General features: G+C 65.0%; 23 protein-coding genes. 10 read left to right on the top strand and 13 right to left on the bottom strand.

The features are described 5' to 3' along the window. Positions 1 to 64 precede the first annotated feature (64 nt). The 3 genes from ACSFC7_RS16250 to ACSFC7_RS16240 all read left to right on the top strand — a co-directional run bounded on the left by ACSFC7_RS16250 (position 65) and on the right by ACSFC7_RS16240 (position 1,914). On the top strand, positions 65 to 313 hold the full coding sequence (locus ACSFC7_RS16250) for a hypothetical protein (RefSeq protein ID WP_436343870.1): 249 nt from the start codon (positions 65 to 67) through the stop codon (positions 311 to 313). A gap of 96 nt (positions 314 to 409) precedes the next feature. Then, positions 410 to 1,252, top strand: coding sequence for a TatD family hydrolase (locus tag ACSFC7_RS16245; protein ID WP_436343869.1), 843 nt, complete (start codon positions 410 to 412; stop codon positions 1,250 to 1,252). 83 nt (positions 1,253 to 1,335) lie between these two features. Then, positions 1,336 to 1,914 (top strand): DUF2150 family protein, encoded by a 579-nt coding sequence (locus ACSFC7_RS16240; RefSeq protein ID WP_436343868.1) that lies wholly within the window; start codon positions 1,336 to 1,338, stop codon positions 1,912 to 1,914. Between the two features lie 109 nt (positions 1,915 to 2,023). On the opposite strand, the gene ACSFC7_RS16235 is transcribed toward ACSFC7_RS16240, so the two are convergent. After that, positions 2,024 to 2,155: a hypothetical protein gene (locus ACSFC7_RS16235; protein ID WP_436343867.1), complete on the bottom strand. Its 132-nt coding sequence runs from the start codon at positions 2,153 to 2,155 to the stop codon at positions 2,024 to 2,026. Positions 2,156 to 2,449: 294 nt separating this feature from the next. Between ACSFC7_RS16235 and ACSFC7_RS16230 the strand changes: the two genes are divergently transcribed. Next, positions 2,450 to 3,421 carry a phosphoadenosine phosphosulfate reductase family protein gene (locus ACSFC7_RS16230; protein ID WP_436343866.1) on the top strand — a complete coding sequence of 324 codons (972 nt, stop codon included), beginning with the start codon at positions 2,450 to 2,452 and terminating at the stop codon, positions 3,419 to 3,421. Positions 3,422 to 3,538: 117 nt separating this feature from the next. Here ACSFC7_RS16230 and ACSFC7_RS16225 read toward each other — a convergent pair whose 3' ends face one another. The 4 genes from ACSFC7_RS16225 to ACSFC7_RS16210 all read right to left on the bottom strand — a co-directional run bounded on the left by ACSFC7_RS16225 (position 3,539) and on the right by ACSFC7_RS16210 (position 7,143). Continuing rightward, positions 3,539 to 3,730, bottom strand: coding sequence for a DUF7333 family protein (locus ACSFC7_RS16225; RefSeq protein WP_436343865.1), 192 nt, complete (start codon positions 3,728 to 3,730; stop codon positions 3,539 to 3,541). A gap of 88 nt (positions 3,731 to 3,818) precedes the next feature. Further along, positions 3,819 to 4,589: a hypothetical protein gene (locus ACSFC7_RS16220; protein WP_436343864.1), complete on the bottom strand. Its 771-nt coding sequence runs from the start codon at positions 4,587 to 4,589 to the stop codon at positions 3,819 to 3,821. Positions 4,590 to 4,703: 114 nt separating this feature from the next. Next, positions 4,704 to 5,546, bottom strand: coding sequence for an aldo/keto reductase (locus ACSFC7_RS16215; RefSeq protein ID WP_436343863.1), 843 nt, complete (start codon positions 5,544 to 5,546; stop codon positions 4,704 to 4,706). A 115-nt stretch (positions 5,547 to 5,661) separates the two neighbouring features. Beyond that, complete coding sequence (locus ACSFC7_RS16210; protein WP_436343862.1) at positions 5,662 to 7,143, bottom strand: amidase; 1,482 nt, start codon at positions 7,141 to 7,143, stop codon at positions 5,662 to 5,664. 211 nt (positions 7,144 to 7,354) lie between these two features. Between ACSFC7_RS16210 and ACSFC7_RS16205 the strand changes: the two genes are divergently transcribed. Further along, a complete protein-coding gene (locus ACSFC7_RS16205) occupies positions 7,355 to 8,509 on the top strand; it encodes an ATP-binding protein (protein ID WP_436343861.1) in 1,155 nt (384 codons plus the stop codon). 51 nt (positions 8,510 to 8,560) lie between these two features. On the opposite strand, the gene ACSFC7_RS16200 is transcribed toward ACSFC7_RS16205, so the two are convergent. Beyond that, entirely contained in the window at positions 8,561 to 9,937 is a 1,377-nt protein-coding gene (locus ACSFC7_RS16200) for a geranylgeranyl reductase family protein (protein WP_436343860.1), read from the bottom strand. A 275-nt stretch (positions 9,938 to 10,212) separates the two neighbouring features. Continuing rightward, positions 10,213 to 10,953, bottom strand: a complete 741-nt coding sequence (locus ACSFC7_RS16195; protein ID WP_436343859.1) for a proteasome assembly chaperone family protein — start codon at positions 10,951 to 10,953, stop codon at positions 10,213 to 10,215. A gap of 104 nt (positions 10,954 to 11,057) precedes the next feature. Between ACSFC7_RS16195 and ACSFC7_RS16190 the strand changes: the two genes are divergently transcribed. From ACSFC7_RS16190 to ACSFC7_RS16180, 3 genes are all read left to right on the top strand, one after another. Further along, a complete protein-coding gene (locus ACSFC7_RS16190) occupies positions 11,058 to 11,969 on the top strand; it encodes an RsmB/NOP family class I SAM-dependent RNA methyltransferase (protein WP_436343858.1) in 912 nt (303 codons plus the stop codon). Beyond that, complete coding sequence (locus ACSFC7_RS16185; RefSeq protein ID WP_436343857.1) at positions 11,966 to 12,475, top strand: DUF7122 family protein; 510 nt, start codon at positions 11,966 to 11,968, stop codon at positions 12,473 to 12,475. Before ACSFC7_RS16190 ends, ACSFC7_RS16185 begins: the two co-directional genes overlap by 4 nt. Positions 12,476 to 12,565: 90 nt before the next feature. Then, complete coding sequence (locus ACSFC7_RS16180) at positions 12,566 to 13,615, top strand: hypothetical protein (RefSeq protein WP_436343856.1); 1,050 nt, start codon at positions 12,566 to 12,568, stop codon at positions 13,613 to 13,615. 37 nt (positions 13,616 to 13,652) lie between these two features. Here ACSFC7_RS16180 and ACSFC7_RS16175 read toward each other — a convergent pair whose 3' ends face one another. From ACSFC7_RS16175 to ACSFC7_RS16165, 3 genes are all read right to left on the bottom strand, one after another. Further along, positions 13,653 to 14,579: a ring-cleaving dioxygenase gene (locus tag ACSFC7_RS16175; protein ID WP_436343855.1), complete on the bottom strand. Its 927-nt coding sequence runs from the start codon at positions 14,577 to 14,579 to the stop codon at positions 13,653 to 13,655. A 65-nt stretch (positions 14,580 to 14,644) separates the two neighbouring features. Next, positions 14,645 to 15,070, bottom strand: coding sequence for a response regulator (locus ACSFC7_RS16170; protein WP_436343854.1), 426 nt, complete (start codon positions 15,068 to 15,070; stop codon positions 14,645 to 14,647). A 488-nt stretch (positions 15,071 to 15,558) separates the two neighbouring features. Beyond that, positions 15,559 to 17,121: a DUF790 family protein gene (locus ACSFC7_RS16165; RefSeq protein WP_436343853.1), complete on the bottom strand. Its 1,563-nt coding sequence runs from the start codon at positions 17,119 to 17,121 to the stop codon at positions 15,559 to 15,561. Between the two features lie 110 nt (positions 17,122 to 17,231). On the opposite strand from ACSFC7_RS16165, the gene ACSFC7_RS16160 reads away from it, so the two are divergent. Next, complete coding sequence (locus ACSFC7_RS16160; RefSeq protein ID WP_436343852.1) at positions 17,232 to 17,801, top strand: hypothetical protein; 570 nt, start codon at positions 17,232 to 17,234, stop codon at positions 17,799 to 17,801. 49 nt (positions 17,802 to 17,850) lie between these two features. Here the strand turns inward: ACSFC7_RS16160 and ACSFC7_RS16155 are convergent, their stop codons facing one another. Together ACSFC7_RS16155 and ACSFC7_RS16150 are read right to left on the bottom strand one after the other, a co-directional pair. Next, a complete protein-coding gene (locus tag ACSFC7_RS16155; RefSeq protein ID WP_436343851.1) occupies positions 17,851 to 19,323 on the bottom strand; it encodes a sodium/proline symporter in 1,473 nt (490 codons plus the stop codon). Between the two features lies 1 nt (position 19,324). Further along, positions 19,325 to 19,480 carry a hypothetical protein gene (locus ACSFC7_RS16150; protein WP_436343850.1) on the bottom strand — a complete coding sequence of 52 codons (156 nt, stop codon included), beginning with the start codon at positions 19,478 to 19,480 and terminating at the stop codon, positions 19,325 to 19,327. 233 nt (positions 19,481 to 19,713) lie between these two features. On the opposite strand from ACSFC7_RS16150, the gene ACSFC7_RS16145 reads away from it, so the two are divergent. Then, on the top strand, positions 19,714 to 20,673 hold the full coding sequence (locus ACSFC7_RS16145; RefSeq protein ID WP_436343849.1) for a TIGR03885 family FMN-dependent LLM class oxidoreductase: 960 nt from the start codon (positions 19,714 to 19,716) through the stop codon (positions 20,671 to 20,673). Between the two features lie 285 nt (positions 20,674 to 20,958). On the opposite strand, the gene ACSFC7_RS16140 is transcribed toward ACSFC7_RS16145, so the two are convergent. Next, entirely contained in the window at positions 20,959 to 22,308 is a 1,350-nt protein-coding gene (locus ACSFC7_RS16140) for a metallophosphoesterase (RefSeq protein WP_436343848.1), read from the bottom strand. Positions 22,309 to 22,378: the final 70 nt, after the last annotated feature.

Below are 22,378 nucleotides of genomic sequence, written 5' to 3'. Positions count from 1 at the left end.
GAACCGCTCCACCCTTGCTAATCACCCCCACGCGTTTAATCCGAACGGAAGCGGTGGACGGGGTATGGGCCACAAATACGATCCGGGAGACGCACGACGGCGACGGCTGCTCTCGAGACGACTCCACGAGATCGAAGAGCGACTCGAGACCGTCGAACGACGCGCCGACCGACTCGAGAACACGCTGCAGGGCGTCGTCCGAGAGGCGACCAGCGTCTCCCTCGGCGGCCCGTGCCGCTGTGGCGAGAGTTTGCTGATCGTCCGTCGGCAGACGATCTACTGTCCGCAGTGTCAGTATCGACGAACGATCTAGCGCCGTCGATCCAGCGGGCGATGCGAGGCCCGTGGCGTCGTCCGACTCGAGTCCGAAGCCGGAGATTTTTCCCGCGCGGCCCGCCCACTGTCGGCTATGATCGACGACGAGACGCCGGTCCTGGACAATCACCTCCACCTCGATCCGGACAACCACCGCGGCATCGACGCCGTGCGGGACTTCGCCCACATGGGCGGCACCCACCTGCTCGTGGTGAACAAACCCTCCTGGCATCTCGGCGTCGAGGTCGAGACCGGCGCGGACTTTCGGGAAGTCTTCGAGCGCACCATCGAGATCGTCGCCGAGGCCGACGAGGAACTCGAGGGGCGAGCGTGGCCCGTGCTGGGCGTCCATCCCGGTCTCGTTTCGCGGCTGGTCGACGACCGCGGGTTCGGTCCCGAGAACGCGCGCGACCTGATGCGGGCGGGAATCGACGTCGCGGCCGAGTACGTCGAGGCCGGTGACGCGCTGGCGCTGAAATCGGGCCGTCCCCACTACGACGTCGAGGACGCCGTCTGGGACGCCTCGAACGCGGTCATGCGGCGGGCGTTCGAGCGCGCTGCCGACCTCGACTGCGCCGTCCAACTCCACACCGAGGCCAGCGAGGATCTGACCGAGGTAGCGGAGTGGGCCGAAGCGGCGGGACTCCAGCGACACAGGGTCGTCAAACACTACGCGGGCGGCCGTCTCGAGGGACCGATTCCGAGCGTGATGTGCGAGAAAGACGCCCTCGAGACGGCCGCCGAACGGGGCGACCCGTTCCTGATGGAGACCGACTACATCGACGACCCGGACCGGCCCGGGGCCGTTCTGGGACCCAAGACCGTTCCGCGGCGAGTGCGGTGGCTGCTCGAGAACGGCCACGCGGACGCGGTCCGAAACGCACACGTCGAAACGCCGGATCTCGTCTACGGAATTGACACGGAAGGGACCCTCTAACGGCCATATCCCGTCCGTACGGCTTTGGTCGGATCGGCATACAGTAGAGAAAGGCATTTCAAGCGGCCGGTGTAGGTGTCTGTATGAGCAATCCCCCGACCGAGTTCTACTCGGAGGAACGTTGGCAGAACTGGATCGGCCGCATCAAAGACGAAGAGATCGATCCGGAGGACGAATCGTCGGCCCGACTCCTGCTCAATCTGCAGGACGACACGGCGATCGCGATCGCGAAGATCGTCGCCGCCTACGACGACGGGGATCTCGAACAGGAGGAAGCGCTCGAGGAGATCAACAAGGTCCGCGAGATCGTCCTCGGCGAGGTCGATATCGAGGACGAGGAGAAACTGATCCTCGTCGACGGCGTCCAGACGAGTCTCGTCTGCGTCTTCTTCGCCGCCGAGGAGTACGTCGCCGGCGGACCACCGGAGGAGGGCAGTGTCGGCGACTACATCGGCGCCGCGGCCGACGCCGAGGCCGAGGAGGAACTCGACGCCGCGCTCGGCTACGCCGCACAGGCCGGGGCTCTCATCATCGACGGCGAGGAACTGGACATGGGCGTCGCCGAGGAACTCGAGTACGGCCTCGTTACGGAGTGGATCAACGGACTCGACAGCCTCCAGAGCGCGATGAGCGATCCGGAAGTCGTCGAGGAAGACGAGTAACTGCCGCTGTATCGGAGCGGTCTTCGACTCGGCGAGCGTCCCGTCGTTCGGACGGGCCACGCGGCCCCGGCCAACGACTGAGACAGCCTGAACTGGGGATTCGGTTCGGTCATGTTCGACGGATGTCCTTCTTCGAACCGTTCGTCTCACCCAGCGACTGCGACGCAGCGTGCCGCCGATTCGAGCGCACGAGGAGCCGCTCGAGCGTCTCTCGGTGGACGCCGCGTTGTGGTACCGTCAAGATTGGCCTCGTTTTGTCGCCGGGACTGTCGCCCTACCCCCGCCGCAGGACCGGCCGTATTGTGACCACGGCACACAGGTATACCGGCCGATTCCATCCCTCCGGTTGTCGACGTCTGGGCCACCAAAGTACCAGTACGGGCGCTATCGGCGCCGAATATCGACGCCCACCACGCCACCAGCGTATTCGAGATGCGCCCACGACTTCCGACGTCGATCGCTCGACTCAGGTCCCGACAGACGTTTCCGGTCCCCCAAAGGGTTTAAATGTGGTAATTATATCTCATTACACTGCATGACGGAGAACTTCCCCGAGTACGTCGACGTCGACTACGACGATGGTGACGGCGAAGATCCCGAGGACTACCCGCACGTTCAGGATCGAATCGAGAAGGCGATCGAGGTCACCCGGAGAGGCCTCGAGGAGTACGAGAACCCGGCCGTGATGTGGACCGGCGGCAAGGACTCGACGCTCACGCTGTACTTCATCAAGGAGGTCGCCGAGCGCTTCGACCTCGAGGTACCGCCCGCAGTCTTCATCGACCACTACCAGCACTTCGACGAGATCCACGACTTCGTCGATCACTGGGCCGACGAGTGGGATCTCGAGGTCATCTACGCGCGCAACGAGGACATCGGCGAGTACGTCGACGAACACGGTCTCGAGCCGGGCGACGAGATCGAGATCGCCGAACTCTCCGACCACAACCAGCACCACGTTCGCGAGATCCTCGAGTACGAGGAAGACGAGTTCCCGTTCCTGCTCGACACCTACGTCGGCAACCACCTGCTGAAGACGGTCGCGCTCAACGACGCGCTCGAGGAGTACGACATCGACGGCGTCATCTCCGGCGTCCGCTGGGACGAACAGGAGGCCCGCGCCGACGAGACGTTCTTCTCGCCGCGCCACGACCCCGACATCTACCCGCCCCACGACCGCATCCAGCCCATCCTGCAGTTCGACGAAGCCGCAGTGTGGGAGGCGTTCTGGAACTTCGTGGTTCCGGACACCGTCGAGGCGTTCCCGGACGACGGCTACGTCCCGCAGAGCGACGACGACCTCCCCGAGGGCGTCGAGCAGGAGGACATTCCGATCTCGCCGAAGTACTTCGCCGGCTTCCGCTCGCTGGGCAGCGAGATCTCGACCGAGAAGAGCGAAGAGGAGCCCGCCTGGCTGCAGGACCTCGAGGGAACGACCGAGCGCGCGGGCCGCGCCCAGGACAAGGAGGACCTGATGGAGCGCCTGCGCGACCTCGGCTACATGTGATCGCGGTCGACACTCGCTAAGCGACGCGGGCTCGATTTTCGCTCCGTTCGGTCCCCGTTTTAGCCCGACTCACGACTCGAGCGGTCGCACGCTGCTCGAAGCCGAAAACAGTGACTCTCAGTTCATCGCGCGGTACTCCCCGTACTGCACACCGATCCCCAGCATGATTGCGCCGAAGACGATCATCGACGGGGCGACCATCATCAGGATGGTGTCCGTCGCCATCATATCCGAGGCGATCATGCCGCCGACACCGACGGCGATCAGGCCGATGAACGCGACTGCTGTCGTCAGTTCGTTGAACTCCATACGCGACCGTTCGGAGTCGATCACCTAATCGTATCGGAAATCGGTAGCCAGTTTGCGTCCGTGGAAAACGAGCGTTCGAGCGACGACGCTACTCCGAGGGACGCACCAGATTCGCCAGCGCGACGACGATTCCGAGGAACCAGCCCAGCGGAATCGAGATGCCGAGCCACATCGCCGCGTAGGCCGCACCCTCGAGGTTGTAGTTACCGCGCAGGTACTCGTTCAGCCCGCCGACGTAGAGGACGTTGTCGAGGGCCCACGCCGCGAACTCGTAGCTGGGGTCGAGGATGTACGGGTGCAGCGACGGCGTCACGAGGGCGGCGACGACCGGCGGAAGGAACAGCGCCGTCATCGCGAACGGGTACGCGAGAACGACCGTTACGGCACGGCCGCCGACTTTCGAAAACGTCGCGGCGAGCGCGGTCGAGAGCGTCGCGACGCCGCTCGCGGCGGCGACGGCGAGCACCGCGTCGAGCGGGATGTCGACCTGATCCATGTACGACATCGCCCCCCAGGCGACCGTCAGCAGTCCCCAGCCGAGCAGCGCGATGCCGGTGACGCCGACGATGCCGAGTCGGGTGCGCGTCGAGTCGAGTTTCGCCGCGTAGAAGCGGGTTGCGAGGCCGATAACGGTGAGTGGGTAGAGGAGCAGTAAGCCGAACAGACCGAGAATGCTCCAGCCGTGGTAACCGATCTTCTGGGGGAGCGTCTCGGGTTTCCACTTCCCCATGACGGAGTGGCCGCGGCCACGTTGGCGTGGAAAGACGAGTTCCATCCAGGCACCGTGTAACCGCTGTACGTCGGTCTTGATCGCACCGACGAACCCACCACCGCCACGTTGTCGTGAGCGGGTGGACATACGCGAGCCAAAAAGCCGGGATACCGTAAACTTTCCTGCTTATTCCCGATCGAAGACAGGTCAATAATTGTAGATCGATACTGCCTCGCGCCCCCAATTACCGGACAGCAACCGTCAGTTCCACGGTGCGAAGCCGGGGTCGACCTCGCGACTCGTCTCGTCGATACTGTCTATCGTCTCGATATCTTCGCGATCCAACTCGAGGGTGAGCGACCCCCAGTTGTCACGGATGTGTTCCTCGCCCGTGGCCTTCGGAATCGCCGTCACGCCCTTCTCGCGCAGCCAGGCCAGACTGACCTGCGCCTCGCTGACGCCGTGTTTTTCCGCTACGTCCTGAATCTCGGGCTGATCGAACACTGCCCCCCGAGCGATGGGCGAGTAGGCGACGACCTCGACGTCGGCGTTCTCACAGGCCTCCCGGAGTTCCGGCTGTGGGAGCATCGGGTGCAGTTCGACCTGGTTCGCGAGAATCGGCGCGTCGCAGCTATCGACGGCCTCCGCGACCTGCTCCGGCAGGAAATTACTGATGCCGACGTTCTCGATCAGTCCCTCGTCGTACAGTTCCGAGAAGGCCGAGAGCGTGTCTTCGCCGGCGTACGCTCGGGCCGGCCAGTGGACGTACAGCAGGTCGACGTAATCGACGCCGAGTCGATCGATGCTCTCGCGGGCCGTCTCGAGGACGTCGTCGGGTGCGAGATTCGAGGGCGTAATCTTGGTCGCGAGGAAGACCTCCTCGCGGTCGACGTCGGCCCGCGCGATGCCCTCACCGACGGCCGTCTCGTTCTCGTACATCTGAGCGGTGTCGATGTGCCGGTAGCCCGTCTCGAGGGCCGTCCGAACGCTCTCGACGCACTGTTCGGAGTCGTCGTTCTGCCAGGTGCCGAGTCCGAGCATCGGCATCCCGTTCGCGGTTGGGCACGTTCCCGGCGCAACAGCTTCGGCGTCTTCTGTTCCCATAGACGGGACGAGGGTCAGCACGCGAAAATGGGTTTGGTTTGCGGTGAGCGGTTCGGGTTCCGTCGTCGAGGATCGCTCGTCTCGAGCGATGGCGTAACGAACACAGCGGCGACGATCACTCGTACAGCCGCTCCCAGGGGCGTTCGCGCTCGAACGCTCCGCTCGCCGCGAGCACCCGGTCGTCCTCGAATCGAGATCCGATCAGTTGGATACCGACGGGGTGTCCCTTCTCCGTCAGCCCCGCGGGCGCGGCGGCGACCGGATGGCCGGTCCAGTTGAACGGCCAGGTGAGCGGCCAGTCCCACGCGCTGGACTCGAGGTCCTCGTGGAGGCCGACGTCGGCCCGCGAGAGCGTCGGCGTCACGAGGAGGTCGTAGTCGGCCAGCACGTCCTGGACGGCGTCGTAGAAGCCCGTTCGGACGACGGCGGATCGCGCGAGTTCTTCCGGACCGAACCCCTCGCCGATGTGGATCATCGAGAGCAGACTGTCGGTGACGTCGTCCGGGTGTTCTCGAAGGTCGATCTCGTGTGCTTCCTCGACGATGGTCGCGGTCTCGAGAATCGACGTCATGTACGTCGCCATCGTCGCCTCCTGCATCTCGGCCATCGAGTAGCCGTGATCGACCGAGATTTCGTCGACGGTCGCGTCCGTCGACTCGAGCGCGCCGACGGCCTCCTCGACGACCGCACCCACCTCCTCGCCGACCGGGAACACGTCGAGATCCGGGCTGTAGGCGATCCGATAGTCGTCGATCGGATTCTCGACGGCATCACGATACTCGACGTCGACGGGGACGCTCGAGGGATCGGCCGAGTGCGGGCCGGCCATCGCCTCGAGCATCAGCGCGGCGTCCTCGACGGTGCGGGCCATCGGCCCCTTCGTGACGTGCTGAGTCGTCCGACCGAAGGCGCTCGGTCGGCCGTCGTCGGGGACCAGCCCGAACGTCGGTTTGATGGCGTAGATACCGCATGCAGCCGCGGGAATTCGCAGCGAGCCGCCCGCGTCGCTGCCCGTCGCGACGGGTGCCATCCCCGCGGCGAGGGCCGCCGCGGAGCCGCCCGAGGAGCCGCCGGCGTTGAGATCGGTGTCGATCGGCGACGCCGTCGCCCCCACGAGTTCGTTGGTGGTCGTCCCCTTGTGACCGAACTCGGGCGTGTTCGTCTTCCCGATCACGATCGCGCCCGCGTCTTCGAGGCGCTCGACGATCGCCGACGTCTCCGCGGCGACGTTGTCCGAAAAGAGCGCCGAGCCGTAGGTGTGCCTGACGCCCTCCTTGAGCGCGCCGAGGTCCTTCAGCGCCAGCGGGACGCCGTGGAGCGGACCGACGTCCTCGCTCGTCTCGCGGGTCGCGTCACTCCCTGTTCGACTATCCGAGGTGCTTTGCGCCTCGCTCGCCTCGAGTACACGGTCGGCTTCTTCGGCGGCTGCCCGTGCCTCGTCCGCACAGACCGTGACGAAGGCGTTGATCTCGTCGCCCAGTCGCTCGATTCGCTCGAGGTGGGCGTCGACGGCCCGGGTCGCGGTCACGTCGCCGTTCCGAATTCGGGTCGCCAATTCCGTCGCGGAGAGCCGTGTGAGTTCCGACTCGAATGACATACTATTCGGACCACAGGAGGGGATATATATTCTCACACGGTTTCGGCTGCCGACGGACTCGAGTGATCGTACTGACGAGACCGTTCGGGGTCCCGTTCGCGACGCGAACGAATCCGTGCGAGACCTTCGGTAACGTTTCAGATGCGACCGTCGGCGTCTGTCGTCGCTCTCGGACAGTACCTTGATAAGAGTCGGTCTCAAGATGCCGATAGTGCCTCAGCCGACCGCCGTCCGCTCCACAGTTGGAGCACGAAAGATCATCGTCGCTCTGGGCGGACTGTACGTCGCCCTCGCCGTCGGATATTCGTTCCTGCCGCTCGTCGGAGATACGCCGCTCGGAATCGACATCGTGATGGCTATTTTAGTCGGTGGCCCCGGCGTTGTGCTCCTCTCCGGCGGCTATCGGCTCCCACAGAGCGACATCCGTCCGGAGGTGTACGCCGTCGTTACCAAGTGGTGTGCCGGCGGCATCGGGGCCATGCTCGGTCTGCTCGGCCTTACTGCACTCGCTGCCGGGCTGCGAGACCCAGTCCAGAACGTTCTCATCCTCACAGCGATCGGGAGCGTCGCCGGGTTCGCCGCCGGCATCCACGATGCGCGAGCCAAAACGCGCGAGCTCGAACTGCAGGAGACCGTCGAACAACTTCGCACGGCGAACGAACGCCTCGAGGAGTTCGCCTACGCGGCCTCTCACGACCTGCAGGAACCGCTCCGAATGGTCTCCAGCTACCTTCGATTGCTGGACAGCCGCTACGAGGACGACCTCGACGAGGATGCACACGAGTTCATCGACTTCGCGGTCGGTGGAGCCGATCGAATGCGAGCGATGATCGAGAGTCTCCTCGAATACTCGCGAATCTCTTCCGGTGGCGAACCGCTCAAGCCGACGGACACTGGGGCGGTCCTCGACGGCGTTCTCGACGACCTGCAGTTGCGGATCGAGGAGACGAACGCGACGATTACCGTCGACGAACTGCCGACCGTCCGTGGAGATGCGGACCAGCTCGCGCAGCTGTTCCGGCACCTGCTCTCGAACGCGCTCAAATACAGCGGCGAAGGCACACCGAAGGTACACATCGGTGTCGAACGAACGGATGACGGCTGTCGGTTCTCGGTTGCCGACGAAGGCATCGGTATCGATCCCGAGTATCAGGAGCGAATCTTCAAGGTGTTCGAGTCGCTCCACGCGACCGATGAGTCGGAACCCGATGCAGGAGGGGTCGGCCTCGCGCTGTGCGAGCGGATCGTCGAACGCCACGGCGGGACGCTCTGGGTCGAATCCACTTCCGGCGAGGGAGCTACCTTCTACTTCACGATCCCCACTGCGGAGCAAGAGCGGCCGGAGCCCCTCGTTCGGTCCTCGTAGGTCGGCAGGGAACGTCCCGCCGCTGGAGCGCCCGAAGAGCGCCGCTCTCGACTAGTACTTCGGCTCGGCCCCGGTGATCTCGTAGACGCGGTCCATCACGGAGTCGCGTTCCTTCTGCCAGGCCTCGAACTGGTCGGGGCCGTCGGGATAGCTGTCGTAGACGTCCTTGAGCGAGCCGGCCGCGTTCTGGACCTTGTAGAGGTCGTAGAGGGCGTCCCAGTGCCCGAACGTCTTGACGAGGGTCTTGAGTTTGAGTCCGAGGCTCATGTCGGTCGTCCCCTTCTTGCCGATGGCGTCGATCAGTTGCTGGCCGGGGAGCGCCGTGACCATCGAGACGAGATCCTGCTGATCGCGGGCGGTCCCGAAGATGTTGTAGAGATCCATCGCGGCGAAGCGCTTGCCGAAGTCGGTCTGAACGCGGCGGTTGTACTCCCACAACGCGGCTTCGCTGACGTCGCCGTCCTCGATCGCCTCGACGGCGATCTCCGCGGCCCAGTGGCCCGCCTTCGCAGCCCCGGGGATCCCCCCGCCGGTACAGGGGTTGACGTGTGCCGCGGCGTCGCCGACGGCCACGTAGCCGGGGTGGACGGCGGAGTCGTAGGGTCGCCGCGTCGGGAGCGCGGCGCCGAGTTTGTTCTTGACCGTCGCGCCCGCGAACTCCGCGCGGTTCGCGATGTCGTCCTTGAGCACGTCGACCAGTTCCAGCGGCTGCTGACTCATCTGGAAGCCCAGTCCCGCGTTGATCTCCGTTGACGACCGCGGGAAGTACCAGAGGTAGCCCAGTTCCTCGGTCGGCTTGAAGACGAGCGCGTCGTCCCAGTCGACCGGTTCGGGCACCTCGAGCACCTCGCGATAGGCCGAGCAGAACTGCGAGTAGTTGACGTTCGTATCGAACGTCGACTGCGAGAGGTCGGTTTTGTCCTGCAACACGGAGAGCGCGCCCGCAGCGTCGACGACGACGTCGGCCCGATACTCGAGGTGGTCGCCGTCTCGAACCGCCGTCACGCCCTCGACCTGCCCGTTCGGCTGGACGACGTCGTTGACGACGGTGTCGTAGTGCAGTTCGACGCCGGCGCGGTCGGTCTCCTCGAGCAACACCTGTCCGTATTTAAACCGGTCGACGACAGCACCCGTCTCGTCGAACGGAATCTCGAGCGACTCGCCCGACTGGGGGTTCTCGAAGATGCCGCGCGTGATCCCCTCGTTGGTGAACGATTCGTCCCTGAGTCGGTCGCGGTCGACGACGTCGGGGAACGTGCTCTTGCCCTTGATCCCGTCACCGCAGGCGATGTAGCCGCCCTCGTCCTCGCTCTTTCGCTCGAGGAGGACGACGTCGAGTCCCGCTCGGGCAGCGGTCGCCGCGGCGAAACAGCCACCCGTTCCGCCACCGACGACGACCATATCGTACGACACTGTTCGCGTAGTCATCTCTATTCCAGCACAAACGTTATCGAGAATAAAAACGTGTGGAAACTGTTGTGACGGCAGACAGACGACGGAATTCGAAGGATCGACCGCAGCGGGCCACAAACGGCAATTCGAGCCAGAAACGGAGTGTCATCCCACGACAATCATTCACCAACTGCCAGTATCGAACGGGCGAGAGGTCGTGTCAGGCCTCGAGCGACGGTATGTCCGTCGGGTTGTCCCGTCGGAGCGTGCCGGCGGGCTCGGATCGTCGATCGCTACCGGCGCGGCGCGGACTACTGATACATCCGCAGCGGCTGGGCCTGCGAACTCTCCTCCTGTCCGATCTGTTGCATCTGCTGGGCGAACTGCTCGCGCTTCGCTTTGATCTCCTCGGCGCGGTCGAGGAGGTCCTGAACGTCGATCTCGAGGTCGGCGATCGGTGCGATCCCCGCCTCGATGAGAACGCTCGCGGCCTCGGGATCGGGGAACTGCGGGCTCGATTCGACGACCAGTCCGACGCTGTCGTAGTTGCGGTGTGCCGCGCGATTGAGGAATGCGCCCGTCGGCCCGGTGATGACGCCGTCTTCGGGCGGAATGGCGATGTCGTGGGCCTCGAGCGTCTCGCCGGCGTCACCGGTCCCGATCCCGTAGAGATCCGGTGTTCCCTCTCGCTCCGCCGGGAGTCCGCTGAGATAGATCGGCGTGGCCTCCGCCTCGACGATCCACTCGGTCACGCAGTCGGCGACGGTGTTGACAGCGTCGGACGTGATCGGGACGTCGCTCTGGAGCGCGAACAGATCGTGCTCCTCGCTGACGTAGAGCCGCACCGGCGGTCGAGCCGTCCGGTCGCCGCCGCGGTAGGCGCCGATTCGGGGCAGTCCATCGCAGTCGACGCTCGCGTAGTAGCGCATGTCGAGTTCGCGGACGAAGTGGTCGGTCGCGATCTTGCCGACGAGTCCGAGTCCGGGGAAGCCCTCGATCAGCGTCGGTTCCTCGAGGTCGACCTCCGGGCCCTGCAAACGGATCTGTGCCATGTATGAGACGACTGTCGGCGGCGTCTTAAAATCGAGGGCAGGTGGTGCCGGTCGACTCCGACGGTTCGAAACCCACAAACACCGGGCGATCGAATTCCGGGGCAATGGAGCCACTCGAGCGGTATCGACCCATCGTCGACGATTTCGAGGCGTTTCTCGCGGCCTGCGAGCGGCCGCTCGGCAACGCCGTCCGGGTCAACACCATCAAGGCGTCCGTCGAGCGAACGCTCGAGGCCCTGGACGAGGACGGTGTCGAGTACGAACAGGCGGACTGGAACTCGCGAGTGCTACGCCTCGAGACCGATTCTCCGGGGTCGACGTGGACGTCGTTCCACGGCTTTACCCACGGCCAGGAGGAGGTGTCGGCGGTGCCGCCGGTCGTCCTCGATCCCCAACCCGGCGAGCGGGTCTGGGACTGCTGTGCCGCACCCGGGGGCAAGGCGACCCAGATCGCCGCGCTGATGAACGACCGCGGAACCGTCGTCGCGAACGACAACAACCTCGGCCGGATTTCGGCGCTCCGATTCAACGCGGAGCGACTCGGCGCGACGAGTCTGGCGGTGACGGTCGACGACGCGCGCAACTACTCGCTGAACCGGTTTCCCTTCGACGAGTTCGACCGGACGCTCGTCGACGCCCCGTGTTCCTGCGAGGGGACGATCCGGAAGAACCCCGACGCGCTCGACAACTGGTCGGAGGGCCACATCTCCGCTATCGCCGGCATTCAGAAGGGCATCCTCCGGCGCGCGATCCAGGCCACCCGCGAGGGCGGCACGGTCGTCTACTCGACGTGCACGTTCGCGCCCGAGGAGAACGAGGCGGTCGTCCAGCACGCGCTCGAGGAGGAGTCCTGTCGCGTCGTCGACTTCGATATCGGACTCGAGCACTCGCCGGGACTCACCGCGTGGGAGGGTGAGACCTTCGACCCCAGTCTCGAGCGGGCGATCAGGATCTACCCCCACCAGAACGACACGGGCGGCTTTTTCGTCGCGAAACTGGAGGTGACCGCCGAATGACCGAGCAAAACGATGGCCAGCGGTTCGATCGACTCCCCGAAACGCCCGACGAACGAACCGTCGAGGGCCGCGCCAGTCGCGAGGAGGTCGTCGACTACTTCGAAGACCGATTCGGCGTTCCGGCCGAGACGTTCGACGACTACACGTTCTGGGAGAAGGGCGCGGGCAAGATCTGGATCTACGCCGGCGAGGCCACGACGCCGCTCGAGATCGAAGCCATCGGGATGACCTGCCTGCGCACCCGCCAGGAACACTGGAAGCCGACGACGGACTTCGTCCAGCGCTTCGGTCGGTACGCGAGCGACTGCGTGATCGAACTGGATCGCGAGCAGGCCCGAGCGTTCGCGACGGGCGAAGATCAGGACCTCGAGTGGTGGGACGGCGACTGGGGCTACCTGATCGGTGCCCACGAAATCGCCGGTAAACTCGAGCCGCTCGGAATCGGACTCTACGTCCACGGCGAACTGCGGTCGATGGTCCCCAAGGGACGACAGCGCGAGTTGTAGCGCGACTCACTCGGCTCTCTGCCGGCAGGATCGTTTTGTCGCTGGGGCAGTAATATCGAGGCTACGTGAGTCGTACAGCGAGTGATCACGATGGGCGCTGAGGACGAGGCGGAACCGCCGTCCGCCTCGCTGGACGATACCTCCGTCTTCGAACGGCTCAACGCCGGGGAGTTCGTCCGCTGGACCTTCCTGTACGGCGACCGACGCGTCATCTCCGGGCTTCTCCTCCTCCTCGTCTTCGGCGCCTCGTTGTTGCTCATTCGGGGCGGACTGATCACGCCCGCCGAGGAGGGCGATATCACGGCCATCAGTGCGGCACTCGTCGGCGGGATGCTCCCCTTTATCACCGTCGTCCTCGCGATCAACCAGCTCATCCTCTCGGAGGAGTTCGGCTCGACCGGCGCCTTCTTCGAACGACTCGAGGAGACCCGCGACTACCGAAAGCGAATCGAAGAGCACACCGGCTACCGACCGACGCCGGCCGAGCCGTCGCAGTTCCTCCGCGTGCTGATCGAGGCGAAGCGGCGGACGGCGCTAGGGCTGCAGAACGTCTGTCGCGACGCCCCGGACGACCTGCGGTCGCGGGTCGATTCGTTCGTCTCGCAGACTGACCCGCGAGATCGGGACGCGATCGAAACGCTCGGGGGAGCCACGTTCGGTTCGTTCACCGTCATCTCCGTCATTTTGCACTACAACGACCCCTGGCAGTTACAGATCGTTCGGCAACTCCGGGAGCGCTACCGTGACGACCTCTCGGAGGCGGCGGACGGGCAACTCGAGCGACTCGAGGAACTCCTCGGCGACATCCACATCGCCCGGCAGTACTTCAAGACGGTGTATATGCAACAGGAGCTCGCCGATCTGTCGAAGATCCTGCTGTACGTCGGCTTTCCGACGCTGCTGGGCGGCGCGTTCATCATCGTCGCGTACGGGAACCTGCTGGCGATGGGACTGCACCCGTACGTGTACGTACTGGTCGTCAGTACGACGATCACGGCCCTGTTCAGTCCCTTCGCCGTCCTGCTCGTCTACGTCCTCCGGATCGCGACCATCGCTCGGCGGACCGCCGCGGACTTCGGTCCGTTCGTCCTGCAACAGGAGCTTCCGCAGGAGGAGACCGAGATCATGGAGTCGTCGTGATCGAAACTGGCGAGGACGCGACCAGCCGGCCGGCCGATCAGGGAGACAGGTCCGGCAATCCGGCCTCGATCTCCTCGCGGCGGTCCTCGAGCCACTCGGTGAGGACGAGCCGTTCGCCCAGTTCGTCGAGCGCTTCGTCGACCGTGTAGCCCGGTTCCGCGGTCGCGTACTCGAAGAGGACGGTGCCGTGCTCGCGGGCGTAGACCGACTTGAACCACTTCCGATCGATGATCTCGGTCGGCCGAAGCCCGCGGTCCATCAGGAGCTGGCGCCAATCGGACTGGTCGTCCGCGGAGACCCGAAACGCGACGTGGTGGACGGTTCCCGCGCCGGGAATCCCGCGGGGTGCCTGTGGATCCTCGAGCACGTCGACGACGTAGCCCAGCTCGCCGTCGGCCTCGTAGCGGTGTCGGCTCCCGTCGCGATCGGTTTGCCGATACCCCATCTCCGTCAGCAGGTCGCCGGTGGCGTCGCCGCTCGTCAGCGAGAGCGTGATGCCGAAGAAACCGCGAATCGCGTGGGCGTGTGGAACCGGACTCTCGGGAAGGTTCGCGGGCGGGGCGTCCTCCCGGGCGACCAGTTCCAGCGGGAGGCCGTCCGGATCGGTAAAGGGCAGGACGGTATCTCCGAACCGCTCGCGGGGCTCCTCAAGGTCGATGCCGGCGTCTACGAGTCGCTCGCGCCAGTAGTCGATCGATCCGGTGGGGACGAGAAACGAGACGGCGCTGGCCTGGCCCGCGCCGACCTGGCCGGGTCGGGCGTCGGTGTAGGGGAAGAACGTCATACTCGTTCCCGGCGTCCCCTCGTGATCAGCGTAGAACAGGTGATAGACCGAGACGTCGTCCTGATTGACGCTCCGTTTGACGAGTCGCAGGCCGAGCGTCTCCGTGTAGAACTCGAAATTCCCTCGCGGGTCGCTCGCGATCGCGGTGACGTGGTGGATGCCAGGAATGTCGTCGGGCATACTCGTCACTACACCGGCAGCGGGGATAATGCTGGGGTCGCGTCGGTTGTCTAAGGTCGAACGGGTCAGGCCGGGGCCGGCGGCAACGTCGCCTCCTCGAACCAGAACGCTTCGACCGCTTTCCCCAGCTTGGTGAACTCGTCGGGATTGCTCGGCTTGGTGAGATACGCGTTCGCACAGAGTTCGTAGCTCTTGGCGACGTCCTCGTCCGCTTTCGAACTCGTCAGGACGAGCACCGGCGGCGCGGTCAGCTCCTCGTCGTTCTTGATCTCCTCTAGGACCTCGAAGCCGCCGATTCGCGGGAGATTGAGATCGAGAAGCGCGATATCCAGCTCGGTGGTCGAGTCGGTCCGCTGTCGCTCGCGGAGTAGTTCGAGGGCCGTACCGCCGTCGTGTACCGTATGGAACGTCGTCTCCACGTCCACCTCCCGGAACGCCTCCTGTATCAGCCGAACGTCGCCGGGATTGTCTTCGACGAGTAAGATCTGCATAGGATCAGTAGAGCGATAATCATTCACGAATCGTGCACAGGGGGGACCTGACACCTCAGCGGGTTAAGGCTACCCACTAATATTGTTGGAACGAGTCTCCCTTCCTGATCGATCGCTGATGATCGTGACACCTGTTGCCGGCTGGCAGTCGAGCGGCACACGTACCTGTTACTCGGAAAATCAAGCCGGCAGCACTCGAGCGACTCTCGAACCGCAGTCGCAGCCTGCTCGAGTCGATCCCGTTCGTCGGTCGAAAGCTCCACTCGACGATTTCCGCGACGCCGTGCCCGCTGAGGTCGACGGGAACGCCCAGACCGACGTGGGTCGGCGAGCGTCAGGTCCAGCGTCGGATACTGTGCGGCGAGCGCGTGCGCGACGGGGGGACCGATCGTTCCGCCACCGCCGCCGACGAGCACGCTCATGGCCGATACTCGGTCGTCGAGGCCACAAATGCCGGTGCCATTGGCCGTCGAACTACAACGCAGGAACTACCGCTCGACCAGCGTCCCGCCGGCCAGCCCCTCCCACTCGACGCGATAGCCGAGTTCCGAGAGGACCGCGCTCGAGTCGGTGATCCCCACGTCCTCGAGCACAGCCTCGGCGTCCGCGAGGTCCATCCCGGTCTCGAGGTCCTCGGCGAGCGAGTCGAGGACCGGCGGCCGAACGAGCGTCCGACCGACCCGTTCGTGGTCGGGAACTGAAACGTCCGCGAGCGCGTCCTCGCTCGCGCCGTGTCTGGCGGCGAGGGACTCGAGCGTAACGACGTCCTCGTCCGGCCGCAGTTCCTCGGGCAGCGCGGCGGCGCTTTCGGCCACGAGTTGACGTTCGTACTCCCGGAGGACCGCGGCGACGTCCTTGACGCGGACGGTGCCGGTGTAGGGGATCGCCCGGAAGTCCCGCGCGGCGATTTCCTCGCCGACGCCCAGCGACTCGTCGACGGCGACGACCAGTTCGACGTCCTCGAGTCCCTCGAGTTGCCCGAGCTTCTTTTCGACGTAGTCGGGCGTCCAGAAGCCCATAATTTCGAAGTAGACGCGGAACTCGCCGTACTGGTAGTCGAACGCGAAGTCGGGAATCATCACCCGGGTGCCGGTCGCGAGCGGCTCCGGTTCCCGCACGAGGTCCCACTCGAGGCCGAGATTCGAGAATCGACCGGCGAAGTCGGCCTCGACGCTGCTGTCGAACGACACCTCGGCGACCGGATCCGCGTCGGGAACGCGGACGGGATCCTCGTGGGAGAGGGCGAGCGTCCGCTCGGTCCCGCGGTCGTCGATGGTCGCCTCGAGGTGCCACTGGTCGGTTTTCGCGACGGTTCGCAGGAGCCGCGCGAAGCGAGTGCCGTACCGGCGGGTCGCTCGGAAGAGCCGAGTGGGCCCGGTGACGACCACCTCGCGTTCGACGATGGCTCCGGACCCGTCGTCGCCGTCGCTCCCACCCTCGCTCTCGAGCCGGCAAATCTCGTACATCAGTCGCAGTCGCTTGATCGCCGAGACCAGCGCTTTCGGGTCGCTCGAGCGAACGCGAATCTCGGTCGCGTCGAACAGCGCCGTCTGCGCCAGCGAGAGGTTGTACTGCGCGACGAGGTCGTCGGGATCCCACGGCGAGCCCGCTTCGGTGAGGACCTGCCGCTCCTCGAGATCGGCGTAGAGCGCCCGCTCGAGGTCGTCCGCCGAGACGCCGAGTGACTCCCCGGCGCGAACGAGCGCCATCGCTCGCTCGTCTTCGCTGACGACGCCGACGGCCTCGGCGGCCTCGAAGGCCGCCTTCCGAGCGCGTTCGGGGTCGAGTACTGCGTCCGTCTCGAACGTTGCCTCGCGCTCGAGCAGGGCGGAAAAGCCGCGGACGAGTTTGAAATCCTCGGCGTCCTGCTCTCGTGGCGCCCCGCGCTCCAGCGCAGTGAGCGCGTCCTCGAGCGCCGAGCGGGGTTCGCCCACGTGGCCCTGATACGTCCCGATGACGCGGGCGGCCAGCGGCCGGTGTTCCCGACCGGCGAACTGGGGGTGGTAGCCGCCGCCGGCCCGCGAGACGCGAAGCAGGTCCTTCGTCAGCATCCGACTCGATATCGGCGCGGCGACCCCAAAAGCACCCCGCTTGGTCGACGGGGCGGACGGGACCGCCGTTCAGGCAGCGGCATTACGGCGATCCGGCACCTACGGGCGGTATGGACGACCTCCGGATCGCCTACGAGGACCACGACGGCGTTCAGGAGTTGATCGACTGTCTCACGCACACCCTCGAGTCGATCAGTCTGAGCTTCGACCGGTGGAACGATCAGTACGTCAAGGGACCGGGGATGTATATCGCGATCGTCACGGGTCCGTCCGTCGCGAACTTCGCGGATCCGATGGGGCGAAACCGGTGGCCGACCGACGACTGTCGGGACGTCTGTATGGACCTCCAGAACTTCTTCGAGACGGCACAGGACGTCGCGATGACGCGGGACGGGGCCCTCGTCGTGAGCGTCGACGGCGTCGTCCAGGAACAGCTGGTCCGCTTTACGGATCTCATGCCCGGCGAACTCGAGGCCATCGATCCGGCCGACGCCGAGTACGAGGACTGGATGGGGGCGCGCCACATGAGCGCGCTGGACACCTCGAGACGGAAGAACGTCGTCTCGACGCTGACGCTGAGCGAGGAAACGGGACGCGTCACGATCTTCGAGGGCGGTTCGTTCGAGACCTACAAACGGACGGAACTCGGCGGCGAGTGGAACCCGCAGGCTTACTCGTGAAGTCGGCGGGGAACAGTCAGGCGATGTCGAAATCGACGGGCGAAGACAGTCAGTCGTCGGCGGGATCGACGCTCCTCGAGGCGGGAGCGGGAACGTCCGCGAGATCGGCGCCGCTCTCCGATGTCAGGAACGCGACGCCGACGATCACGGCGAGGCAGATCGGCCAGACGAGAATCGGGAAGAGGTCGGGGAAGAGATACAGGTTCCCAATCGAGGTGACGAGTCCGGCGACGATCCCGGCGAGGACGGCCTCACCGGTCGTTCGATCCCAGAACAACAGGAACAGCAACGGGAGACCGAACGTTGCGCCGAGACCGACGTACGCGAACTCGATGATCTCGAAGATGGTACCGGGTCGGAGGAACGCGAGCGCGATACCGCCGATTGCCAGTGCACCGACGGTAGCACGTCCGATCAGGACGAGTTCGCTCTCGCTCGCGTCGGAGTTGATCCGTTCCTCGTAGAACCGCGTCAGGTCCGACGACGCGACGATGAGCATCGAGTCCGAGGTCGAGAGGATCGCGGAGACGATCGCTGCCAGCAGGATGCCGGCAACGAACGCGGGGAAGAAGTCGACGATCGCCATCATTGCGACGCTCTCCGGATCGTCGACGGAGCCGTAGATGACGCGACCGGCCGCGCCGATGAACAACGGCACCGTCAGCCGCAGCGACTGGAAGGCGACGGCGATGACGGCTGCACCGCTCAGATGACGTTCGGAGCGGATCGCCTGGAAGCGCATCAACGAATGGGGCTGGCCGATCGTCCCGAACGCGAACGTCACCCACGCGAGCGTCGCGATGACCATCGCCTGCCCGGCGAGCCCGGCGTTGAGATCGAGCAACGCGGCGTCCTCGACGGCCCCGGCCTGGGAGACGAACGCTGACCAGCCGCCGACCTCCATAATCATGAGAATCGGCAGCGTCACGGCCGCGACGAAGATGAGGATTCCCTGAAAGACGTCGGTCCAGATCGAGGCGTTGAACCCGCCGAGGACGGTGTAAATCCCGACGACGACGCCGCCGACGGCGATCGCGAGAAGGTAATCAATTCCGATTCCGGTGTCCATCGCCTCGCCGACCGCGATGATCTGTGCGCCGAGATAGGCGCCCATGAAGACGAGAATCGAGACCGTCGCGACGATCCGAACGTAGAAACTGAGCCGCTCGTCCTCGACCGCTAGGGAGAGGTGATCGGAGATCGTAACGCTCCCGAGATCCTCGGACTGTCGGCGAAACCGAGAGCCGACGTAGCGGTACATGAAGACGATGATGACGATCATCGTCACCGCGAACCAGAGCCCGTTGAGGCCCGTCGTAAAGCCGACGCCGACCCACGCGAAGAACGTCCAGCCGCTCGCGACCGAGGAGACCTCCGAGATGGCGATCGGCCAGGTGCCGACGTCCCGTCCCGCGAGCAGGTAGTCCGAGAGCCGCTGGGTCTCCGTCGTGAGGAAGAAGTAGATCCCGATCGCGAGCAAAACGAGCAGGTACGCACCGAAAGTCAGTTGCAGCGTCGGCATTTCATCGCCTCCCCAGAACCGATACGTAGCCGTCGTTTCTCGTGTGATCGATCCAGTACAGTACGAGCGTGACGAGCGGCAGGAGCAGCATCACCAGGACGACGATGGTACTCCCCGCTGGCAACCCCAGCACCATGCGTGCGTGGGTCCCATACATGATAATATACAGATATCGACTCGAGCCGAAACGGTGCGAGTCAGGCACAGACACGCCGTGAAACTAAGTAGCGTTTCGTGGGGTATACGTCCGTGTCGACGGCGGACGATCGACGAGACACGCTCGAGTCGAGTAGGAGAGACGGTGGCCAGCAAGTCGAGCAGCCACGATCACGTTCACGACTACGAGCACGGCGTCAGCCCCGACGGAGTCTTTGACCGAACGTACCACTCATGACCGATCTCGGATACCACGTCTCGCACGAACAGTTCGCGCCGAGCGACCTCCTCGAGTACGCCCGACTCGCGGACGACAACGGCTTCGATCACGCCCTCGCGTCGGATCACTTCCACCCCTGGAGCGAGCGACAGGGCGAGTCGGGGTTCGTCTGGTCGTGGCTCGGGTCGGCGCTCGAGGCGACCGACCTGACGTTCGGGACGGTCAACGCCCCGGGCTACCGCTACCACCCCGCCGTCGTCGCCCAGGGTGCCGCGACGTTGCGCGAGATGTATCCCGAGCGATTCTGGCTCTCTGTCGGCAGCGGCCAGTTACTCAACGAGGGCATCACGGGAACCGACTGGCCCGTCAAGCGCGAACGGAACGCCCGTCTCAGGGAGTGCGCCGAGATCATGCGGCGGCTGTGGGACGGCGAGGAGGTGACCCACCACGGCCGCGTCGACGTCGAACAGGCACAGCTCTACTCGCGGCCCGAGACGGCTCCGCCGTTGATCGGGGCCGCGCTGTCGGCGGAGACCGCCGAATGGCTCGCCGAGTGGGCCGACGGGATGATCACGATCGCGACGCCGGATCACGACGACGACGCCGCCCGCGTCGAGGCGTTCAAAGAGAACGCCCCGGAGAAGCCGGTCTTCCTCAAGGCCCAGCACTCCTACGACGAGGACGACGAGAGCGCACTCGAGGGCGCCTACGAGCAGTGGCACACCAACTGCGTGCCGGGCCCGGTGACCCAGGAGCTTCGGACGCCCGAGCAGTACGACGAACTGTCGGAAACGGTCGACGAGGAGGTCGTCGCGGAGAACGTCCGCGTTTCGTCGGATCTCGAGGAGCACGTCGAGTGGCTCGAGACCGACGTCGACCTCGACGTGGATCGGGTGTTCGTCCACAACGTCAACACGAATCAGGCGGCGTTCATCGAGGCGTTCGGCGACGCGGTGCTGCCCCGGTTCGAGTGAGAACCGAGCGCTTGTCGTGGCGCGCCCGATCGAAGATCGCGCGTGCCCGGTCGATAGTCGGACGGGTGCCGTACTCGGACTCGCTCGTGAAATCCGCGGTCAGTGGACCGCAGCGGCCTGTTCTCTCCGTAACGGCGAACGCCGTAACACGTCGGGTGGCCCGCCGTTGTCACGAGCGGCGTGTCGAATAGTGAGGGGACATTGCAGATCCGCGATCCCACCACAGCGAGTGTATTCCGCCGCGTAGGTGGCGTAGAACTCCGATCCCGGACCGTATCGATTCGTTCACGCTCGGGAGTGGTCGGTCACCCGTTCGGAAGCGGAGTCTGGTACCTCGTCGGTGACGACCGAACGGTCCGGGAGCTCCGAAGTCGGTTCCCGACCCAGCGTGAGAAGGCGCTCGATGAGCGTGATTTCTTCCCCGCTGGGGGGAGTCTTCTGGATCTCCTCGTACTCGACTGCCACGCCGTCGGAGTCGGCGGCGATGCGAACGACACACAGCTGATAGGACGGATAGAACACCGGCGGGAGCACCCCAGCGATGACGTTCCGACGGTGGAGGCGCTTCAACCACGTCCCACTGTTGACGAGTAGCCTGCCTTCGACCTCGTTCACCCCCGGGCGGTGTGTGTGACCGTAGCAGAAAATTGCCGTCTCCGGACGGTCTGCGAACACCTCGCGAGCGGCTTCCTCGTACGGCTCCTCGGGGTCGACGGTGAGATCCGTCTCGAAAATTCCGAACCGATCGACGGTCTCCCCGACGTCACGAACGACGAAGTAAATGGGAACGCCCGCGAGGAGGAGCACGCCGGCGACCGCCGCATTGACGACGAGGAGGAAGTGAACGGCCTCGCCCACTAACCCCAACTGGGCGAGAACCGAATCCGTCGTCTCGACGGGCATCGTCCAGACGCCAGCCACGTCCAACCCCGCCATCACCGCGAGGACGACACTGAGGTTGAACAGCAACAGAAACGGGATCGCGGCGTACCGCAAGAACGGGTTCATTTCGCGGTAGAAGTACTTCGAAAGCAGCCAGCGAGGCACACGTTCGGTCGGCGTGACCGCCTGAACGTCCTTCAACCAGTTGTACCGTCCTCGGTCCGACAGCTGGCCTGCTCGGCTCGTCACGTGAGTGTTGTAGTGGTACCCGATCGGTGTCTCGTACGGGTTGCCGAAGTCTTCGAATCGGTTGTTGGGATCCCGCTGGTGACCGTGTTCGAAGTGGATCGTTCGATCGCCGACCGGGCGAGTGACCGACTCCGACCGGACGAGTTCGACGTTGTACCGTGCTAACCGCTCGACGTACTCGTCGTACGCGGCGAGTTCGTTGTCGTGGTTGCCCGGCAACAGCGTGATCGGGACCGAGTCGCCGGTCGCGCGCAACTGTTCGAACAGTTCGGGATAGCGCTCGGTCAGGACGTCGAATTTCGCCGGCCCGTCGATCGCAGTGAACTCCCACAGCCCGAACAGGTCGCCGTTGATAATCAGCTCCGCGTCCTCGTCGGTCGTCTCGAGGCGTTCGAGAAAGTCGAGCAACTCGTCGAGAAAGTCGATCTCACCCAACTGCTCGTCGCCGCCGATGTGGAGGTCACTGATCACGTAGTAGACCGGCGCGTCGGCATCGTCGGCCATAGACTCAGACGTTCGAGTCCAACACGTATAGTGCTGGTCCCGGCAGTTCGCGAGATGGTTCACTGCCCAT

Origin of the sequence: Natronorubrum halobium, from assembly GCF_051351675.1 — an archaeon.
Lineage (GTDB): Archaea > Halobacteriota > Halobacteria > Halobacteriales > Natrialbaceae > Natronorubrum.
The sequence above is the reverse complement of the archived record's forward strand: the minus strand, read 5'-3'. Positions and strand labels throughout refer to the sequence as shown.

Excerpts from the sequence above, each read along its gene's own strand:
- ACSFC7_RS16165 (WP_436343853.1), bottom strand. The coding sequence starts at position 17,121 with ATGCTGACGAAGGACCTGCTTCGCGTCTCGCGGGCCGGCGGCGGCTAC.
- ACSFC7_RS16155 (WP_436343851.1), bottom strand. The coding sequence starts at position 19,323 with ATGCCGACGCTGCAACTGACTTTCGGTGCGTACCTGCTCGTTTTGCTC.
- ACSFC7_RS16190 (WP_436343858.1), top strand. The coding sequence starts at position 11,058 with ATGGAGCCACTCGAGCGGTATCGACCCATCGTCGACGATTTCGAGGCG.
- ACSFC7_RS16250 (WP_436343870.1), top strand. The coding sequence starts at position 65 with ATGGGCCACAAATACGATCCGGGAGACGCACGACGGCGACGGCTGCTC.
- ACSFC7_RS16210 (WP_436343862.1), bottom strand. The coding sequence starts at position 7,143 with ATGTCATTCGAGTCGGAACTCACACGGCTCTCCGCGACGGAATTGGCG.
- ACSFC7_RS16200 (WP_436343860.1), bottom strand. The coding sequence starts at position 9,937 with ATGACTACGCGAACAGTGTCGTACGATATGGTCGTCGTCGGTGGCGGA.
- ACSFC7_RS16215 (WP_436343863.1), bottom strand. The coding sequence starts at position 5,546 with ATGGGAACAGAAGACGCCGAAGCTGTTGCGCCGGGAACGTGCCCAACC.
- ACSFC7_RS16195 (WP_436343859.1), bottom strand. The coding sequence starts at position 10,953 with ATGGCACAGATCCGTTTGCAGGGCCCGGAGGTCGACCTCGAGGAACCG.
- ACSFC7_RS16230 (WP_436343866.1), top strand. The coding sequence starts at position 2,450 with ATGACGGAGAACTTCCCCGAGTACGTCGACGTCGACTACGACGATGGT.
- ACSFC7_RS16160 (WP_436343852.1), top strand. The coding sequence starts at position 17,232 with ATGGACGACCTCCGGATCGCCTACGAGGACCACGACGGCGTTCAGGAG.
- ACSFC7_RS16175 (WP_436343855.1), bottom strand. The coding sequence starts at position 14,579 with ATGCCCGACGACATTCCTGGCATCCACCACGTCACCGCGATCGCGAGC.
- ACSFC7_RS16245 (WP_436343869.1), top strand. The coding sequence starts at position 410 with ATGATCGACGACGAGACGCCGGTCCTGGACAATCACCTCCACCTCGAT.
- ACSFC7_RS16220 (WP_436343864.1), bottom strand. The coding sequence starts at position 4,589 with ATGTCCACCCGCTCACGACAACGTGGCGGTGGTGGGTTCGTCGGTGCG.
- ACSFC7_RS16145 (WP_436343849.1), top strand. The coding sequence starts at position 19,714 with ATGACCGATCTCGGATACCACGTCTCGCACGAACAGTTCGCGCCGAGC.
- ACSFC7_RS16180 (WP_436343856.1), top strand. The coding sequence starts at position 12,566 with ATGGGCGCTGAGGACGAGGCGGAACCGCCGTCCGCCTCGCTGGACGAT.
- ACSFC7_RS16240 (WP_436343868.1), top strand. The coding sequence starts at position 1,336 with ATGAGCAATCCCCCGACCGAGTTCTACTCGGAGGAACGTTGGCAGAAC.
- ACSFC7_RS16185 (WP_436343857.1), top strand. The coding sequence starts at position 11,966 with ATGACCGAGCAAAACGATGGCCAGCGGTTCGATCGACTCCCCGAAACG.
- ACSFC7_RS16170 (WP_436343854.1), bottom strand. The coding sequence starts at position 15,070 with ATGCAGATCTTACTCGTCGAAGACAATCCCGGCGACGTTCGGCTGATA.
- ACSFC7_RS16225 (WP_436343865.1), bottom strand. The coding sequence starts at position 3,730 with ATGGAGTTCAACGAACTGACGACAGCAGTCGCGTTCATCGGCCTGATC.
- ACSFC7_RS16150 (WP_436343850.1), bottom strand. The coding sequence starts at position 19,480 with ATGTATGGGACCCACGCACGCATGGTGCTGGGGTTGCCAGCGGGGAGT.
- ACSFC7_RS16140 (WP_436343848.1), bottom strand. The coding sequence starts at position 22,308 with ATGGCCGACGATGCCGACGCGCCGGTCTACTACGTGATCAGTGACCTC.